This window comes from Kitasatospora sp. NPDC048286, assembly GCF_043201735.1.
In the GTDB taxonomy this organism is placed as follows: domain Bacteria; phylum Actinomycetota; class Actinomycetes; order Streptomycetales; family Streptomycetaceae; genus Kitasatospora.
The window spans coordinates 21780-38433 of sequence record NZ_JBICZE010000008.1 but is presented as its reverse complement, the minus strand read 5'-3'; the positions used below and the strand labels follow the sequence as shown (position 1 = coordinate 38433).

Sequence of the window (16654 nt, the reverse complement as noted above, 5' to 3'; positions counted from 1 at the left end):
ACGCGCTGCTCGTCTGGTGACGGAAGGATCCGCGCGGGGTCTGCCGGGGTGCCGCGACCGCGGGCCCCGTCAGCGGTCCCAGCGCAGCGCCAGCAGCGCGGCGTCGTCGGTCAGCCCGTGCTCGGCCCAGCGGCCCACGTCCGCCAGCAGCAGATCCAGCAAATCCTCCGGCGCGGAGGCGCGCAGGGCCGCGAGGCGTTCGGCGAGCGGGTAGAAGCGATCGGCGCGGTCCCGGGCTTCGGAGACGCCGTCGGTGTGGAGCAGCAGCAGGTCACCCCTGCGCGGTTCGAAGAGGCCTGCCTGGTACCGGCCACCGGCCAGGTGGCGCAGGCCCAGTGGCGGGGCCGCTGCCGGAGGCTTCAGCTCCACCACCCGCCCGGCCCGGCGCAGCAGCGGGGGCGGGTGGCCGCAGTTGACGAACTTGGCCGGTCCGGTGGGAGGCACCTCCAGCAGCAGTGCCGTGACGAACCGCTCCTGCATCGCGTGGCTCGCTTGGATCCTGTCCATCCGCTCGGCCAGCTGGGCGAGGTCCGCCACGATGCGTGAGCCCGCGCGGAACGCCCCCAACACGTCGGCGGCCGTCTCCACCGCCGCCAGGCCGTGGCCCTGGACATCGCCGAGCAGGATCCGCACTCCGTACGCGGTTTCCGTCACCTCGTACAGGTCGCCGCCGATCCGTGACTCGGCCGCCGCCGCGGTATAGCGCACGGCGATCCGTAGCTGTCCGATCCGCTCCGGCGGCGGGCGCAGCAGGGCCCGCTGCGCCGCCTCGGCGACGTTGCGCACGTGGAACAGCTCGCGCTCCCGGGAGGCCATCAGGGCGACGGTGGCGGCGCTGGCCAGGCTGGCGGCGACGATCGAGAGCAGGGAGGCGACGTGGACGGAGATGGGCAGAGCCACGTCGACGAAGTACGCGATCAGTACCGCCATCACGGCCGCGACCGCCCCCGTCGCCAGCGGGACCCGCGGATTGCGGGTGGCGGGGGCGGACACCATGGGTGTTACCGCGAGCATGGGGGTGAGCGTGACCCCCGGGCCGGCGAGCACGTCCGCCGCCACGGCCCCGACCAGCACCAGCAGGGCCGCCCACAGCAGCATTCGGGTGCGCCGCGGCAGGTGCAGCGGCGGCAGGGGGCCGTGCGAACCGTCGGCATTCACGTGCTGGCTGTGGGCGTTCAAGCGGGCTCCTCCGGATACGGGCGGGCCGGGGCCGGATCGGTCCTACGTCCACTCTCCACCGCGCCCGCCGTCGTCAGCACCTCGCCACACCAGTGCCACCCCGAGCGTCTTCGCCTGCTCTCCGTCCACGGCATCGGCTGGGCGGTGTACGGGTACGACAAGCAGCCGCTCACCCGGGGGAGGTTCCCCGACATCCAGTCCGCCGCGGTCTCGCACTTCGGCCTCCTCACCGACTTCCGAGCCGCCGCCGCGGGCGGCGGCCTGCCGTCGTTCACCTTCCTGGGCCCCGGGAAGTTCGACTTCGGCTCGCGTGTGGCCACACATCATCCGGGACGGTCGCCCGGCCGCGCCGCTGTTGGTCGTCTCGCCGCCGCTGTGCCTGATCCACGCGACGGTGCCGGGCCCGCTCCCGTCCGACGTCGGCGGCGGCACCCTGCGCTTCCGCGCCACGGGCGACCTCGCCGATGTCGCGGCGGGTCGGCTGACCCTCACCGTCATCCGTGCCGAACTGGCTCGTATCGTCGCCGACCGCAGAGCCGAGGGCGACCACCACCTGCACCACCTGGACGGTCTCGCCCTCTTCGGTGAGCCCGACCAGGACGCTCACCCGCTGCCCGACGGCCTCCACCCTTCCCAGCGGGCGCACCGGCTCATCGCGGAGCGTTTCACCGAACTCGCCCTCGCCCCCGGGCGGGCGCTGGCGCGGTGAGCGCCCCCGGCCGGCTGGCGGGTGTGTGAAGGCCCGCCCCTTGGCCCTTTGGTCCTGCCGCCGGGGCGGGGTTGGGTCGCGGGGGTGTGGGGGCGGGCCTTCGTGGCACGCAAAAAAAGGAGTGGCGCCGTCGGGTGTGGTGCGGGGCAGGCTAGTTGAGGACGGCGAGTGCGGCGTCGTAGTTCGGCTCGTCGGCGATCTCCGCGACCAGCTCGGTGTGGACGACGGTGTCGTTCTCGTCGAGGACGACGACGGCGCGGGCGGTGAGGCCGGCGAGGGGGCCGTCGACGATCGCGACGCCGTAGGTGTCGTGGAAGTCGCGGGCGCGCAGGGTGGAGAGGGTCTTGACGTTGTCGAGGCCTTCGGCGCCGCAGAACCGGGCCTGGGCGAACGGGAGGTCGGCGGAGACGCAGAGCACGACGGTGTTGTCGAGCGAGCCGGCCTTGGCGTTGAACGCGCGCACCGAGTTCGCGCAGGTCGGGGTGTCGACGCTGGGGAAGATGTTGAGGACCTTGCGCTTGCCGGCGAAGTCCTTCAGGGACACGTCGGCGAGTCCTTCGCCGACGAGGGTGAATGCGGGTGCCTGGGTGCCGGTGGCGGGCAGTGCGCCGCCGATCTGTACCGGGTTGCCCTTCAGCGTGACCTGAGCCATGAAAAGTCTCCTACCAGCGGTATGCGGGATGCAACGCGCCGATCCTACTGCCCGTCCTTGTTCCCGCGACGGGGCGACCACGGATCCGGACATGGGGGCACGCGGTCACGCGGGCATGGGGGCTTGGGGGAGTGGGGCAATGCCGCGTAGTTAAGGGGCGGTTGGGTTGGTCAAGGCCATGTTCGGGTGGTGTTTCAGCCGGCCGGGAACGGCCCATTCGGGAGGGCGGCCACATCTACCACGTGGCTCTCTATGTCGGTGACGGATTGATGATCTCCGCACCGAAGACCGGCGACGTCGCCAGTCACATCCCCGTTGCGGACCTGCCCGCCTCCGACTTCGTGGGCGCCATACGACCGTAGCGGGTCGTTTTGTAGGTTTCCAATTCACTTTGCGTTTCCCCACTGACTCTGCGCCTACGTTGCGCATGTGCAAGATCAGAGGACGTTGAGTCCGTTTCTGGTAGTGGCCGCGTCCGGGTTGGTCGATGAGTCCTTGACGGACGAGTCGTTCCAGGTGGAGCGGGTGACGTTGATCGAGGGCTCGTCGGTGGGCAGTCCGAGGAGTTCGTGGAGGTCGCGGACCTGGAAGACCCGCCCGGGGTGCTCGTTGAAGGCGGTCACGGTGCGTTGGTAGACGGTGGCGGGCTCCTCGGAGGCCTGTGTGTGGTCGGGCAGGGCGAGGCTGTCGATGACCTTGCGGGTGGTGACGATCTCGGCGAGGCGGGCCTCGATCTCGGCCAGGGCACGGGTGAGTTGCTCGATCTGTTCTCGCAGGCCGTCGGCGCGTGCGGTGGTCTCGTCGTGTTCGGCTTGCAACAGCCGCAGGAGTTCGGTGACGTTCACGCGGCCAGCCCCACCTCGTCGCGCCAGGCGGGGCTGGGGGTGGTGAGGCGGTGGAGCATGCCGGCGGTGGAGGCCCAGTAGGCGCGGGAGGCGGTGTTGTCCAGCCGGTGGTCGTAGTCACGGGCGAGGCGCCGGTGGAGCATGAGGGTTCCGTCGACCTGCTCGACCACCCGCCGCTTCGGTTGCGGAACGAAGCCCTTGCTCTGGGTGTCGGGGTTGCGGCGGACTACCTCGACGGTGATGTCCTCCCATGCCCCAACAGCATCATGCGCACGACACGCGAGCCGGCCTGAACGACTCCGTACACACGAACGGGCGACACCAGATCATCCAGAACCGGACTTAAGGTCCTCTGAGTGACTTCAGCTCCTCGTTTTCCACGAGTTTCAATCGGAGCGGACCGTGCAGGTTCCGGTTCTTCCGGGGCGTTTTGATTCCGGCCATTGATCGGCCTTTTTCGGCAGGCCGGCGGTGGGTGGTCGGACTGTTCGACGGGAAACGTCCGAAAAGTGGGGCTTCGGCGCGGTCGGTATTTTTTGGTATTCCGCCCCCTCGTGGGGCCTCATGAGTGCACCGGTCTCCAATTCAGGCACAGGAGTCACACTGGAAAGCGCCTGCGTTCGTGAGCGACTGGGGAGCCTTGAACGCGGGGAACTTTTCTGCAAGGATCTTCGACGCGGGGCCCGATCACTGCGGGAAAGTCGGAACGAATTCCCGCAGTGATCGGACCGCCCAGTTCCTCGGTAAGCACGGCGCGGGGTCCGCATCCTGCATGCGAGACGCCCGTGGGTACCGTCTGCAATTCCGGTCGCCGGTGTCCGGTCCTCCCCCTTGAAACATTCGTCGGCGGGTGCACCCGCGCCCGCCGACGGCTGCGGAATTCCGGTCGAAGCCTGCGGCCGATCCGCCGGAGGTGGTTCGAGGCCCGTGGCGGCACGGCCACGGGGGTGTCCCGTTCAGGGAGGCGCCGGCCGTCGGATTCCCCGTGCCCCGCACGCTCCCCTCGCCGACAGCACCACCGCACCCGCTCCTTGTCGTCCAACGAAAGGTTCGGTCATGACATCCGTCGGGATCCTCTCCCTGGCGACGTACCTGCCCCAAGGCCTGCGAACGAACGACTGGTGGGGGCTTCCGCCCACCACGCCCTCGGGGGACAGCGTGGGCCCCACGCCCCGCAACCACTTCGACGCGGCCATGCAGCCCTACATCGACGACCCCTTCTTCGGGAGCGTGGAACGCCGCGTCGCGGCCCAGGGCGAGACCTCCCTGTCGCTCGGCGCGCAGGCGGCCACCCGCGCGCTGACCGCGGCGGGACTCGAACCGGGCGACATCGACGGGCTCATCGCGGTCTCCATGTTCCCCGACCGGGTGGGATCCGGTGACGCCGGCTACCTCGCGAAGGAACTGGGAACGGGAGGCGGCGCCTTCAACGTCGAGGCCACCTGCTCGGGATCCCTCTCCGCGCTGCTGACCGCGTGCGCGCTGGTCCGCTCGGGGCTGAAGAAGCGCGTCCTGGTCGTGGCCACCTCGATGCTGGCGAGGGCCATCGACGCCGACGACGTCACCCTCCGGCTGTGCGGTGACGCCGCGGGGGCGATCGTCGTGGGCGAGGTCGAGGAGGGCTTCGGGCTCCTGGGCGCGAAGACGCTCAACACCAGCGAGACCTGCGGCACCTGGATGATGGACACGGTCGAGGACGGTTCGGGCAGCACGGCCGGCGGCCGGCGCATCCGTCTCCGGGTGGACCCGTCGATCGCGCACGTCTTGCGCTACACCGCGGAACCGTTTCTTCTGGAGACCGTCGACGGCGCCCTCGAGGCAGCCGGCGCCACCCGGGACGACGTGGCCGCCTTCATCGTGAACACCCCGACCGCCTGGCACGCCGACTTCTCCGCACGCGCACTCAAGGTCGCCTCCGAGAGGGTCGTCAACACGTTCCCGCGGGTCGCGAACATCGGGCCGGTCTTGATGCCGTTCAACGCCTTCACCGCCGCCTCACAGGGCCTCATCAAGCCGGGGGACCTGACCGTCCTCTACACCTTCGGCGGCCAGGCGGAGGCCGGGGCCGCGGTGTTCCGCTGGTCCGACACGATCCTCGCGCCCGAGCCGGAGCCGGCCACCGTCTTCAACGCGCCGCGCCTCTGACCCACTGCGGCTCCTCTGCCTCCGCGCCATCCCCGGTGCGGCAGCACGGACACCCCGACACGCCATCGCGCCAACACGCCAACACGCCAACACGCCCTCGCGTCAGCACACCGACACACGGAGACCACTGTGAGCGACATCCACGACAGCATCCACGCCTACATCCTGGCGAACATCATCAAGGACACCGACCCGAGCGCGCTGCCCGACGACCTCGAACTCGTGGAGAGCGGCGTCCTGGACTCCATAGGCATCATGAAGCTGGTCACGTTCCTGGAGACCACCTTCGACATCGAGGTCGGCGTCAGCCACCCGCGCGAGTACTTCAAGACCGTCGCCCACATCGTCGAGTACGTCGAGGTGCGCGTCGGGGGCGCCGGCAATGAAGGCTGATCCGACCGTAGCGCCGGACTCCCTCGACCAGTACCTCGACCGCACCGCCGAGCGCCTCCCGGACGGCGAAGCCGTCGTCGGCAGCGACGGACGCGGCATCACCTTCCGGGAGCTTCACCGCCTGTCCGCCAAGGTCGCGGCGTACCTGTCACGCCACGGCGTGGGGCCGGGCGACCGCGTGGGCCTGCTGCTGCCCAAGTCTCCCGAGACGGTCGCCGTCATGCTCGGCACGCTGCGCGCCGGCGCCGCCTACGTCCCCATCGACGCGAACGGCCCCGCCGAACGCGCGGCCAAGATCCTCTCCGACTGCGCGGTCCGTGTCGCCTTCACCACACCGGACGCCCTTCTGCGCCTCGACGGGACGGCCGCCCGACCGCACCTGACGCCGGTCCTGCTGACCCCCGGCGCACAGGAACCGTCCGACACACCCCACGCGGTGTGGGCCGATGTCCTCGCGGCGGACGAGAAGGACGCCCCGCGGGTCGAGCCCGATCCCGACCGACTGGCCTACCTGCTCTACACATCCGGCTCCACCGGAACCCCCAAGGGCGTGGCCATCACCCACCGCAACGCCGTCAGCTTCGTCGAATGGGCCTCGGCCGCCTTCGCCGTCACTGAAGCCGACCGGCTGTCCGGCCACGCGCCGTTCCACTTCGACCTGTCCGTCTTCGACGTCTACGCCGCGCTGCGCAACGGTGCCGGCGTCCACCTCATCGACACCGACCTCGCGGCCAGCCCGCGCCACCTCGCGAGATTCGTCTCGTCGCGCAGGATCACCATCTGGTACTCGGCCCCGGCCATCCTCGGCGCGATCGGTGCGATGGAACCCGCCCCGCCGGCCCCTGCGGACCTCCGGCTCGTCCTCTTCGCGGGCGAGCCCTTCCCCCCGGCGAAACTGCGCCGCATCAAGCAGACCTGGTCGGGCCCCGACTACTTCAACCTCTACGGGCCCACCGAGACCAACGTCTGCACCTACCACCCCATCCCCGACGAGGTCCCCGACGACCGCCACGACCAGTACCCCATCGGTGCGCCGTGCTCCCATTGCGACGCGCTGCTCGTCGACGAGGACCACAACCCCGTCGACGGGGAGGAGGGGTTCCTCGCGATCGCCGGCCCCTCGGTCTTCCCGGGGTACTGGCGCGACGGACGGCCGGTGCAGGCGGCGTCGCACTTCACCACCGCCGACGGGCGCCTCTGGTACGACACCGGCGACGTCGTCCGGCGGGAGGGGGGCGTCTTCGTCTTCCGGGGTCGGCGTGACCGGATGGTCAAGCGCCACGGCTACCGGATCGAGCTCGACGAGATCGAGAAGGCCCTGGCGGCCCACCCGGACCTGAGTGACGCGGCCGTGGTCAGCACCGAGAGCGACGGCCAGTGCGTCATCACCGCGTTCATCGTCGCTCCCACCGGGGCGCCGTCGGCACCGGACCTGAAGCGCTACACCCAGGGGTACCTGCCCCGGTACATGCTCCCCGACCGGTTCCAGGCCCTGGAGGAGCTGCCCCGCACGTCCACAGGAAAGACCGACTACCGTCATCTGGAGGGCCTGTGCCAAGCGGAACCGACGAGCGACAACGGGAACTCTTCGAACGTGCTGCGGACTTCGCCGGCCAGAATCTGAACGACGACATCCCCGGCCGCAACCGGGACGGGGTCTTCGACCGGGCCGCCTGGAAGCTGTGCGCCGAATTCGGTCTGCTGAAGATGGCGATCCCGGACGAGGGCGAGTCGATGCCCCGGCTCAGCGACCTGATCGCGGTCATGGAGGGGCTCGGTTACGGGAGCGACGACCAGGGCCTGCTTTTCTCGCTCAACGCCCACCTCTGGACCACCATGGTCCCGCTGGTGCTGTACGGCACCCAGGCGCAGCGGGAACGCTACCTGCCCGGGCTGGCCGACGGAACGCTGATCGGGGCCAACGCCTCGACCGAGCCGGAGGCGGGCTCGGACGTCTACGCGATGAAGACGACCGCGCGACCCGCCGACGGCGGCGGCTACTTCCTCGACGGCACCAAGACGTACATCACCAGTGCCCCGGTGGCCGACCTCCTCGTCATCTACGCCACCCTCGACGAAGAGGCCGGACCGCTCGGGATCACCGCCTTCCTCGTGGACGCCGACACCCCCGGCCTGGAACGCAGCCCCGCCTTCGACAAGATGGGGCTGCGCACCGCGGCGATGGGTCGTGTGGACCTGAAGCAGTGCTGGGTGCCCGACAGCGCCGTGCTGGGGCGGCCCGGCCGCGGAAGCTGGGTCTTCGAGAGCGCCATGGAGTACGAGCGCGGCTCCATCCTGGCGGCATGCCTGGGCGTGATGCGCCGCCAGGTGGAGAACGCCGTCCAACACGCCCGCCGGCGGCAGCAGTTCGGCGAGCCGATCGGGAAGTTCCAGGCCGTATCCCACCGCATCGCCGAGATGAAGGTCCGGCTCGACGCCGCGCGCGCACTCGTCCAGCGGATCGGCGTGCTCAAGGACGAGGGCAAGGACGCCACCCTGGAGGCAGCCGTCGCCAAGCTGTACGTCTCCGAGGCGTACGTCCAGTCCTCGCTCGACGCCGTGCGTCTCCAGGGGGCGAAGGGCTACCTGTCCGCCAACCCCGAGTCATGGCAGCTCAGGGACGCCGTCGGGTCGTTGCTCTACTCGGGGACGTCCGACATCCAGCACAACATCATCGCTCGCGAACTGGGCCTCTGAGGCCCGTTCGACGACCGGGCCGTGACGGCGCGGTGGGCCGGGTGGAATCGACGGGGACGGTCGACTCCACCCGGCCCACCGCGTCACATCCCACCGCCGGGAGTGACCCCGCCGTCGACGACCAGGGTCTGGCCGGTGATCCAGCCGGCGTCGGGGGAGAGCAGGAAGGCGACCGCGCCCGCGACGTCCTCCGGGACGCCGAGGCGGCCCAGCGGGTAGGCGGCGGAGGCCTTCTCCTCGCGGCCCTCGTACAGCGCTTCGGCGAACTTCGCCTTCACCACGGCGGGGGCGACGGCGTCGACCGTGTGCCTCCTGGCGCAGGCTGCCGACCCAGTCCGGCACTCCGCGGGGCAGCGCGCCGAGGTGGTGGCAGTCGCCGCAGCCGCCTCGGCGGCGGCCCGAACGCGCGCACGCAGGTTGCCGGTGTCGAGGCCGACCCCGACCCGCACGTACGCGACGCGGGCGGTCGCCGCCCGCACCTTCTCCGCCAGCCCGGAGGTGTCCGGGTCGACGGCGACCTTGATGCGGGCGCGGGTGGCCTGCGTGGCCGCCTGGACGCGCTGGCGCAGCCCGGCAAGGTCGACGTCGACCGTGACCTTGATGCGGGCGCGGGTGGCCTGCGCGGCGGCTTCGACGCGCTCGCGCAGCCCGGAGGCGTCCGGGTCCAGCCGAATCCTGGCCCGCAGGTTGCGCACCGCCGCGTCGACCCGGGTCTTCGCGTCCGTCGCGAACCCCGACGAGTCGGCGACGACCTCGACGACGAGGCGGCCGGAGTCGATCTCCTCAGCCACGACCGGCCGCCTTCCCGCTGCGACGCAGCACGGCGACCGCCCGTGCCATACCCGTGCCGTCCCGCTCGGGCCTGCGGCCGGCGCTCAGGTAGGCCGGGCGCGGCAGCTCGACCGGGCGGCGCAGGCGGTGCTCCGCCGCCAGCACCGACACCAGCTCGACCAGCTGGGCCAGCAGCTCCTGTGTCAGGCCCCAGCGGTCCGCGCCGATCTCCGCCCCGTCCCGGCGCAGCAGGGCCTCGGCAGGCAGCCCCCGCATCAGGGTCAGAAGGCGTCGGGTGCCGACGAATCCAGGGTCACCGGGCCGTCGCCAGACACCGCGGGCGTCGAGCTGGTAGTACCGCTGGAAATCGGCTTCGAGGTCGTCCCACCGCTCGAAGGCGATCCGGACGGCCCCATGAGTTCCCCCAGGCTGCCACCCGGGAAGTACTTCGCCCAGACGGCGCGCACCAGCTCGAAGATGTCCGGGTGGCTGGGACGCTGCTCCATCAGCCGGGCGAACCCGTCCTGCCCGAGCAGGCGGCGGCCCATCTCGGCGGCCGCGGCGAGCAGGTCGGACGGCAGGCTCGGCTCCGAGACGAGCACGTCCACGATCAGGCTCGCGGCCTCGGTCTGCTGGTCCCCCTGTGCCTGCGCGGCTTCCACCAGGGAACGTAGCAGCAGCGGCAGGTACGGGATGCCGACCAGCGGCTCCCACACCGCGAGCGGCAGCTCGGCCGGCAGCATCGCCACGGTGGCGCCGCCGAAGATCAGCGGTTCCTCCCCAACCGTGTACTCGGCCTTGGCGGCACGGGCCTTCTCGGCAGCAGCGGCCAGACGGCGCTCACGGGCGGCGTCCAGGTCGATCCCGACCATGTCGGCTCCTCGGTCTGTCGGCAACGGAACGCCGCAGACCGTAGGAGGCGAGGGCAGTTGGCGTCGCCCCGAGGACGGCAGGGCCCGGGCCGGCACGCGGGTCGGCAGGAGCCGTGCGGACCTCAAAGGGGGCACGCATGGCGATGCCCCGGCCGGGGGGTGCCTCTATGCCCTTCGTCAAGGTTGCGTGGGTCAGACGGGCACGGGGCCCGGAGACCAGGAGCCCCGTTTCAGGGCCACGAAGAAGGCAACGGGGCTGCGCCGGGGCGGTAGGCCACCCGGGCGATCGCCCTCACCCGATCGCTGTCCTGGTCCCGATCTGGCGAAGCGCTGGGCTGTCGAGCGCTTGTCCGGGACGGATCACGGTGCGCTGACCGCCACTCAGAACCGTGCGTCGCTTTCCAAGGGGCCGTGATCCACCAGGCCACAGATCTTTGATCGGTATGCGAAACGTGCCGCAATTCCACCTGGCTGGCCCCATGGCGTCACACCTTGGACATGTCCGAAGTGCCAGCCATAAGAGCTCTCATTACGTTCATCGCAGATCGGGCGCCTGGTCGGCGTCCGCGCGACAGAGAGAAGTGACATGTTCACGCGCGCACTAACTTTGACCGCTGCCGGCATAGGCACGACGGTCCTTGCAGCCACCGGCATCACCTACGCCTCGTCCCCCGCATCCAACCCAGCGCCCCTGCCCGTCCAGCCTGCGGCCCAGCCTGCGGCCCAGCCTGCGGCCCAGCCTGTCCAACAAGCCGCCCCGGCCGCGGCCGCCCCTGGCGGCGGCAACGCAGGCGGAGAGAAGGTGGTCGCCTCTGGCGGCGGCAACGCAGGCGGAGAGAAGGTGGTCGCCTCTGGTGGCGGCAACGCAGGCGGAGAGAAGAACGACAACCGCGGCCACGAGGGTGGCGGACGCGGCGAGGGCGGCGAACGCGGCCACGAGGGTGGCGGACGCGGCGAGGGCGGCGAACGCGGCCACGAGGGTGGCGGACGCGGCCACGAGGGCGGCGGACGCGGCGAGGGCGGCGAACGCGGCCACCGCCACAAGGAGGGAAGGATCTTCTTCAACGAACGAACGTTCTCCGCCCACACCGAGGGCTGCATCACCACGGCCAGCGGCCTGGGTGCCACCAGTTTCAACGTTTTCAACGACAGCTGGAAGACCATCGAGGTCTTCCGCGGCTTCAACTGCGACCACGGTGGTCCGGTCGCCATCGTGGGCCCCCACAGCTCCACCAACGGCGTGGCGGCCCGCCACTTCGACGAGGACGAGTCCCATTTCGGTGGCGCCTTCGATTGCGAGGGCGTCGTGGGCAGCTTCCGGGTGATCGGCCACCGCGGCGAGTGGTGACAGCACCGTCCGGAGCACGGGAGCGATCCCGGCCCGCCGGAAGCGGGCGCGACACGGCTTCGAGGCCGCCGCCCACGTGCATCAGCACCTGCTGTCGGCGTACAGGTGAATGTGGCTCTGGCAAGGTTTTCGTAGGCAGAGATCATCCCGGAGCGGCGGTCTGCTGGTTTGCCAGTGGGCAACCTCTGACTGTGTCATGTTGAACTGACAGCGCTGTCACCGCACCTGGCCAATGTGCTGGTTGTCTCGGTCGAGGTCTTCGGTGCTGTCGTAGCGATCCGCGCCCGCACCCGGTCCGGTGGTCCGGCGGCGTGTACGGGCTGTGGAGTGTTGAGCGAGTGGGGCCAGCGCCGCTACGTGCGGCTGCTGGCCGACGCCACGGTCGGCGGTCGGCCGGTTCAGATCGACCTGACTGTACGACGTCTGTACTGCGAACACCTGGCCTGTCCGAAGGTGACCTGCGCCGACCGGGTACCTGGACTGACGGTGCGGTACCAGCGACGGACGCCGCTGCTGCAGCACCTGGTCGAGGCGGTCGGCGTCGTGTTGGCGGGCCGGGGCGGGGCCCGGATGCTGCGCATCCTCGACATCGTGCTCTCGCGGTGCGCCTGCGCTTGCATCCCGCAGTCTCAGCCGCGGGACCTGCTTCCGCAGGTGGCTCATCGCGGCCACGATCCCGGCGGAGTGAATCAGTGCGCGAACCCTGCCGCGCACCACCACCGGCCGCCGCCCCGCCCTCGACGGCATCGGCGTGCTCGCGGTCTCCGGCTCGCTCGCCCTGGCCCTCGTCCCGCTCGTCCTCGGCCGGGAGGCCGGCTGGCCGCTCTGGGCCTGGGCGATGCTCGCCGCCGCCGTGCCCGCCTTCCTCGCCGCCCTGCGCTGGGAGGGCCGGCTCGCCGCCCGCGGCGGACAGCCGCTGCTCGACCCGGAACTGCTCCGCGGTCGGGTCTTCCGCACCGGGCTGGCCGTCAACGCCGCCTTCATGGCCTTCCTCGCCGGCTTCGTCTTCGTCATCAGCCTCACCGTGCAGACCGGCTTCGGCTACAGCCCGCTGCACTCCGGCCTGGTCTTCACCCTCACGGCTCTCCTCGCCATACCGCCAGTGGATCGTCGGTGACTGTGCCGCCGGCCAGGGCCTCGAAGTCCCGGCCGGTCGGGGCATGAAACTGCTGCGGCTGAGTGACAAGGGTGCGGCTTCCCGAGAATGTTCACGGTGTGACGAGTCGAGCCCTCTTAACTTCTTCTGACACTCGACTGTATCGCCCGGCCGGCGGTTGCCCGCGTCCGTCACCGCTGGAGGTCATCTGATGATTCTTCGACCCTGGGTTGCAGCGTCCCTGGCCGGTGTGGCCATCGCTCTTGCTCCTGCGCCTGCAGGCGTCGCGGCGCAGGCGTCCACACTGCACGCGCCCGACTCCTCATGGCCCCGGGAAGAGGACGGGGAAGGGGCAGGCGAAGGGAATGGGGAGGGGCGCCGCCATCACTACAGTCCCTGGCGCCACTGCTTCAGCGCCCGCCGCGTCGTGCTCATCGACCGAACCCTCAGGGCGATTCTGACCAACAGCCGGCGTGGGCCGGAGGCTCTCGTTCTCCAGGGGAGTCCGTCGTCTTCGTCCTCGTCGCCGGAGGCACCGTGGGATAACTTTTCCGTTTCAACGTATTTGAACGTAAATTATCCCACCCAGACCAGCAGCCAGTACGAGTTTCAGATCCGTGGCTTCTTCAGGGAACACCCGGTCTTCGTGGTGAAGGCCTTCGACCGCCACGAGCGGGTCTTCCCCTTCGCAGCCGCCCGCTGCGTCGACGACTACTACGACGACGACCACGGTCACCACGACGACGGTGACCGCGATGACCACGCCCGTCCGCACGATGGTGTGGCTGCCGAGGGGAGTGACCCGTCCGGCGCCCCGTCGCTCCAGGGAGGGGACCATGGGCCCAACGGCCAGCCCGCGCCGGATGCTCCCGCCCCCGGCGGCACCAGCCTGGCTCCTCCGCCCGATGGCGCGGCTGGCGGTGGGAGCGTTGGCCGCCTGGGCGCGAAGCGCATCGGGATCGCGGCCGGCGGCTTGCTGATGGTTCTGGGAGCGCTGGCTGCGGCCTGGCTTAACCGCCGCCGCCGGCAGCGTGCCACTTGGCCGGAACAGGGGCCGGCAGCACCTTCTACCCCTGACGGCACATCGGATCAGGAGCCCGATGTGCCGCCGACCCAGCCGTAGCGACACCGAACGGCCGCCCTCCCGGCGGAACCGGTCAGGAGGGACTGCTGCTTGCGGAGGGTTCCGACGTGGCCGAGGAACTCGGGCGGGGGTCGTGGGGGCAGATCAAGTTGGGGTTCTTGATTCCGAAGCTCAGTCCCCACTCCCGGTCACAGCCGCCCCAGTATTCTCCCACCCAAACGCAGTAGGGGCCGCCGTAGCTGTGACAGGGGCGCACTGATTCCTGCGGGCCCGGATTCGTGGAGAGTGGCCAGGACGATTCGGCCCTGCTCAGCGACGTGCCGGAGGATCCGACCATGCGGACCCGCGTGGCATCGGAACCGTGGGACGTCCGGTCCATGAGGAAGAGGGGCAGGCCGAAGGCCGAGACGGAAGCCGCCACCGATGCGGCAACGAGAGCACAGCGGGTCAGGCGCATGACTGTTCCTCCTGGCTTCGTGGTCTGTGGCAGGTGCGGACGAACTCTGCCCACGAGTGCCGCCGCCGTGAGCGCCGGAGTTGAACGTATGGTCTGGAAAACTCCCCGGCAGCCAGCGAACCGCCAATCAGGCGGCCTTGCCCCGGTTCTTCACTCGAAGGGTCTCCTCCCCGCCCGGAGATCGACCGGGACGGCTCGGCCGCACCCGACGAGCCGAAAGCGTTTTGACCGGAAGAACCGGGTCAGGGCGCTGAGTCGCGGGTCAACGGAGGTGAACGCCTCCGGGGGGTGCCTCGATGTCCTTCGTCAAGGCTGCGCGGGTCATGCTGGCGCGGATTCGGGGGTGCGGGTCTCGTAGAGGGTGCCGTCTCGGAGCATGGCGAACAGGACGCTGATGCGTTGGCGGGCAAGGCGGCCGGGGAGCCGGGCTGTTCGAGTAGGTGTGTAACGGCGGGGTGGTCCAGGCGCGGGCCCAGGACGCGTTCGAGGGAGGGGCGGAACTGGGTGAGCAGGCCGCGCAGGCGGTTGCTGGTGCGGGTGGCCTCGGCGGCGAGGTCCTGGTCGAAGCCGGTCAGGACGGTGAGCTGGGCTGCGGTCTCGTCGGCAAGTTCGAGGGTGCGCAGGGTGTGGGGCATGGTGCGGGCGGCGTCCGCGATCACATGGGCGTCGCGGGCGTCGGTCTTGGCTTCGCCGGGGTAGAGGTCGGCGATGCGGCGCATGGCCAGGCCGGGCAGGTAGGCGACCTCGCAGCCGGCGTCGCGGGCCCCGGCGAGCGGCAGGGCACCGATCGAGGCGGGCTGATCGACGATGACCAGGACGCGGCCGAACTTGGCGGTGAGCTTGTCGAAGACGGCCCGCAGTTTCGGTTCGCTGTTGGGCAGTCGCTTGTCGAAGACGGTCTTGCCGGCGGTGGTGAGGCCGTGGCCGTGGTGGTCGCCCTTGCCGACGTCCAGGCCGAGGAAGACCGCCATGTCACTCGTGTCGAACACCGAACCCCCCCCGAGGGTGTCGGCGTACGCGTGGATGTGCTCAGCCACGGACGAGACCGACGGCTTGGCGGTGATGCCGGCGGGCGCGGCGGGGGCGGCGGGGGCGGAGGCGGACGTGGTGGAGGCGGCCGGGGTGACGGCGGCCATGGCGGTGCCCGCCGTCCCGAGGACGAGCACGCCGAGGACGGCCACGGAGGCCAGGCGCAGGGAGTTCCGCTTGGAGACGATCACGAGTGCACCCCTTTCAGGGGGACGTGGTCGTTCGGCCCGAGGACACGGTCCGTGTGGTTCGGGCACTGTCATCTGTAGGGACGCTCCCACTCACCGCATCGGTTGTGCGCGGAATGTCACCACCCTATAACAGCCAGCGATGATCAAGGAGCGGCACAGGATCGGGCCCACCGGCCGGGACCGCGCGGCGAAACCCCGGACGGGCATCGCTCCGGGTGAGAGGTTCGCCTGTTCGGCTCAGCGAGGATGACGGCCAGGAGACGGCGCCCGGAGACCTTCCTACCGTTGGACCCCGGGAGGCTGCATCCCCGCGGAGCCCGACCGAGGACCTCTCGCCCGTCGGCCACCGCTCACGCCGAACCCGGCAGTCGACTTCCACCGTGACCACGCAGGGTCCGGGTCGAAGGAGATGAAGGACATGAACACCACGCGCACCGCCCGCACGCCCGCGACACCCGCACTGAACGGGTGCCGGACATCACGCCGCCGCCTTCGGGCACGGATCGGGCTCGCCGCGACCGCCACGGCCCTGTCGCTGCTGCCGATCGCCCCGTCCACCGCCAGCGCGGCACCCCACCTCCCGCTCACACAGATCGTGCGGGAGGCCAAGGTGAAGGCGCAGCAGGAGCACCCCGGCTCGCAGTTCTACGACGCGGACGCCGTCCTGCTGACACCCACGACCAACCCCAATGACGTCCAGGCCTGGTGGATCCGCTTCCGGGCCAAGGGCTCGGAGCCGTCCTTCGAGTACAAGTACTCGACCACCGGTCAGTACCAGAGCACGCAGCCGTGGAGCGTCCCGATCGGGATCCAGGCCATCTCCCCGTTCACCATGACGGAGGTTCAGGCCCACGATCTGGCCGTCAAGGCCGGGCACACCGGCGCGTTCAAGCCCCTGTACCTCAATGAGCCCGTCGTGCAGAACCCGCATCCCACCTACTACTTCTGCATTCCCAGCGAGGGCAGGACGGTGGCGGTGGACACCGTGACGGGCCACGTCACCACGCCGTGGTCGTGCTAGTGACCACGGTGTGAGCCCTGTTCGGTGGCCGTCACCCAGCGGGGGTGACGGCCACCGGCGGCGGGGGGCCCCAGGCCGCCCGCCCCGCGGGGGCGCCCGCGGGGGGGGCGGGCCCGGGGGGGCGCCCGGGGGGCGGGGCGGGCCCCGCCCGGCCCCCCCCCCGGG

16 protein-coding genes and 1 pseudogene are annotated in these 16654 nt (G+C 70.6%); 9 read left to right on the top strand and 8 right to left on the bottom strand.

The genetic code is table 11. The features are described from left to right. Window positions 1-69: 69 nt before the first annotated feature. Window positions 70-1179, bottom strand: a complete 1110-nt coding sequence (locus ACGF13_RS20275; RefSeq protein ID WP_392876939.1) for a PP2C family protein-serine/threonine phosphatase — start codon at window positions 1177-1179, stop codon at window positions 70-72. Window positions 1180-1489: 310 nt separating this feature from the next. Here ACGF13_RS20275 and ACGF13_RS20270 point away from each other — a divergent pair, with 310 nt between their 5' ends. Further along, a complete protein-coding gene (locus tag ACGF13_RS20270) occupies window positions 1490-1888 on the top strand; it encodes a hypothetical protein (protein WP_392876936.1) in 399 nt (132 codons plus the stop codon). Window positions 1889-2039: 151 nt separating this feature from the next. Here ACGF13_RS20270 and tpx read toward each other — a convergent pair whose 3' ends face one another. The 3 genes from tpx to ACGF13_RS20255 all read right to left on the bottom strand — a co-directional run bounded on the left by tpx (window position 2040) and on the right by ACGF13_RS20255 (window position 3528). Further along, a complete protein-coding gene (gene tpx, locus ACGF13_RS20265) occupies window positions 2040-2540 on the bottom strand; it encodes a thiol peroxidase (RefSeq protein ID WP_392876934.1) in 501 nt (166 codons plus the stop codon). A 437-nt stretch (window positions 2541-2977) separates the two neighbouring features. Continuing rightward, window positions 2978-3385, bottom strand: a complete 408-nt coding sequence (locus ACGF13_RS20260) for a hypothetical protein (RefSeq protein WP_392876932.1) — start codon at window positions 3383-3385, stop codon at window positions 2978-2980. Next, entirely contained in the window at window positions 3382-3528 is a 147-nt protein-coding gene (locus tag ACGF13_RS20255; protein WP_392876929.1) for a hypothetical protein, read from the bottom strand. The genes ACGF13_RS20260 and ACGF13_RS20255 overlap by 4 nt, the downstream gene beginning before the upstream one ends. A 913-nt stretch (window positions 3529-4441) precedes the next feature. Between ACGF13_RS20255 and ACGF13_RS20250 the strand changes: the two genes are divergently transcribed. The 4 genes from ACGF13_RS20250 (at window position 4442) to ACGF13_RS20235 (ending at window position 8620) form a co-directional block, all read left to right on the top strand. Next, entirely contained in the window at window positions 4442-5530 is a 1089-nt protein-coding gene (locus ACGF13_RS20250; protein ID WP_392876927.1) for a 3-oxoacyl-ACP synthase III family protein, read from the top strand. Between the two features lie 129 nt (window positions 5531-5659). After that, a complete protein-coding gene (locus ACGF13_RS20245; protein WP_392876924.1) occupies window positions 5660-5923 on the top strand; it encodes a phosphopantetheine-binding protein in 264 nt (87 codons plus the stop codon). Beyond that, a complete protein-coding gene (locus tag ACGF13_RS20240) occupies window positions 5913-7547 on the top strand; it encodes an amino acid adenylation domain-containing protein (RefSeq protein WP_392876921.1) in 1635 nt (544 codons plus the stop codon). Before ACGF13_RS20245 ends, ACGF13_RS20240 begins: the two co-directional genes overlap by 11 nt. Continuing rightward, complete coding sequence (locus tag ACGF13_RS20235; RefSeq protein WP_392876919.1) at window positions 7475-8620, top strand: acyl-CoA dehydrogenase family protein; 1146 nt, start codon at window positions 7475-7477, stop codon at window positions 8618-8620. The genes ACGF13_RS20240 and ACGF13_RS20235 overlap by 73 nt, the downstream gene beginning before the upstream one ends. A gap of 83 nt (window positions 8621-8703) precedes the next feature. On the opposite strand, the gene ACGF13_RS20230 is transcribed toward ACGF13_RS20235, so the two are convergent. From ACGF13_RS20230 to ACGF13_RS20220, 3 genes are read right to left on the bottom strand one after another with little or no spacing between them, the layout of a single operon-like run. After that, the gene (locus ACGF13_RS20230; RefSeq protein ID WP_392876916.1) at window positions 8704-9411 is read right to left on the bottom strand and encodes an SDR family oxidoreductase; all 708 of its coding nucleotides are present in this window, start codon (window positions 9409-9411) and stop codon (window positions 8704-8706) included. Continuing rightward, window positions 9404-9667 carry a hypothetical protein gene (locus ACGF13_RS20225; RefSeq protein ID WP_392876913.1) on the bottom strand — a complete coding sequence of 88 codons (264 nt, stop codon included), beginning with the start codon at window positions 9665-9667 and terminating at the stop codon, window positions 9404-9406. Before ACGF13_RS20225 ends, ACGF13_RS20230 begins: the two co-directional genes overlap by 8 nt. 5 nt (window positions 9668-9672) lie before the next feature. Continuing rightward, entirely contained in the window at window positions 9673-10263 is a 591-nt protein-coding gene (locus tag ACGF13_RS20220; protein ID WP_392876911.1) for a hypothetical protein, read from the bottom strand. 586 nt (window positions 10264-10849) lie between these two features. Here ACGF13_RS20220 and ACGF13_RS20215 point away from each other — a divergent pair. The 3 genes from ACGF13_RS20215 to ACGF13_RS20205 all read left to right on the top strand — a co-directional run bounded on the left by ACGF13_RS20215 (window position 10850) and on the right by ACGF13_RS20205 (window position 13830). After that, window positions 10850-11611 carry a hypothetical protein gene (locus ACGF13_RS20215; protein WP_392876908.1) on the top strand — a complete coding sequence of 254 codons (762 nt, stop codon included), beginning with the start codon at window positions 10850-10852 and terminating at the stop codon, window positions 11609-11611. Window positions 11612-12362: 751 nt separating this feature from the next. Beyond that, window positions 12363-12728 carry a hypothetical protein gene (locus tag ACGF13_RS20210; RefSeq protein ID WP_392876906.1) on the top strand — a complete coding sequence of 122 codons (366 nt, stop codon included), beginning with the start codon at window positions 12363-12365 and terminating at the stop codon, window positions 12726-12728. Between the two features lie 406 nt (window positions 12729-13134). Then, on the top strand, window positions 13135-13830 hold the full coding sequence (locus tag ACGF13_RS20205; RefSeq protein WP_392876903.1) for a hypothetical protein: 696 nt from the start codon (window positions 13135-13137) through the stop codon (window positions 13828-13830). Between the two features lie 825 nt (window positions 13831-14655). Here ACGF13_RS20205 and ACGF13_RS20200 read toward each other — a convergent pair. Next, window positions 14656-15219, bottom strand: a pseudogene (locus ACGF13_RS20200) (IS110 family transposase); the annotation flags it as partial. Between the two features lie 667 nt (window positions 15220-15886). Between ACGF13_RS20200 and ACGF13_RS20195 the strand changes: the two are divergent. Continuing rightward, entirely contained in the window at window positions 15887-16489 is a 603-nt protein-coding gene (locus ACGF13_RS20195; protein ID WP_392876900.1) for a hypothetical protein, read from the top strand. Window positions 16490-16654 lie beyond the last annotated feature (165 nt).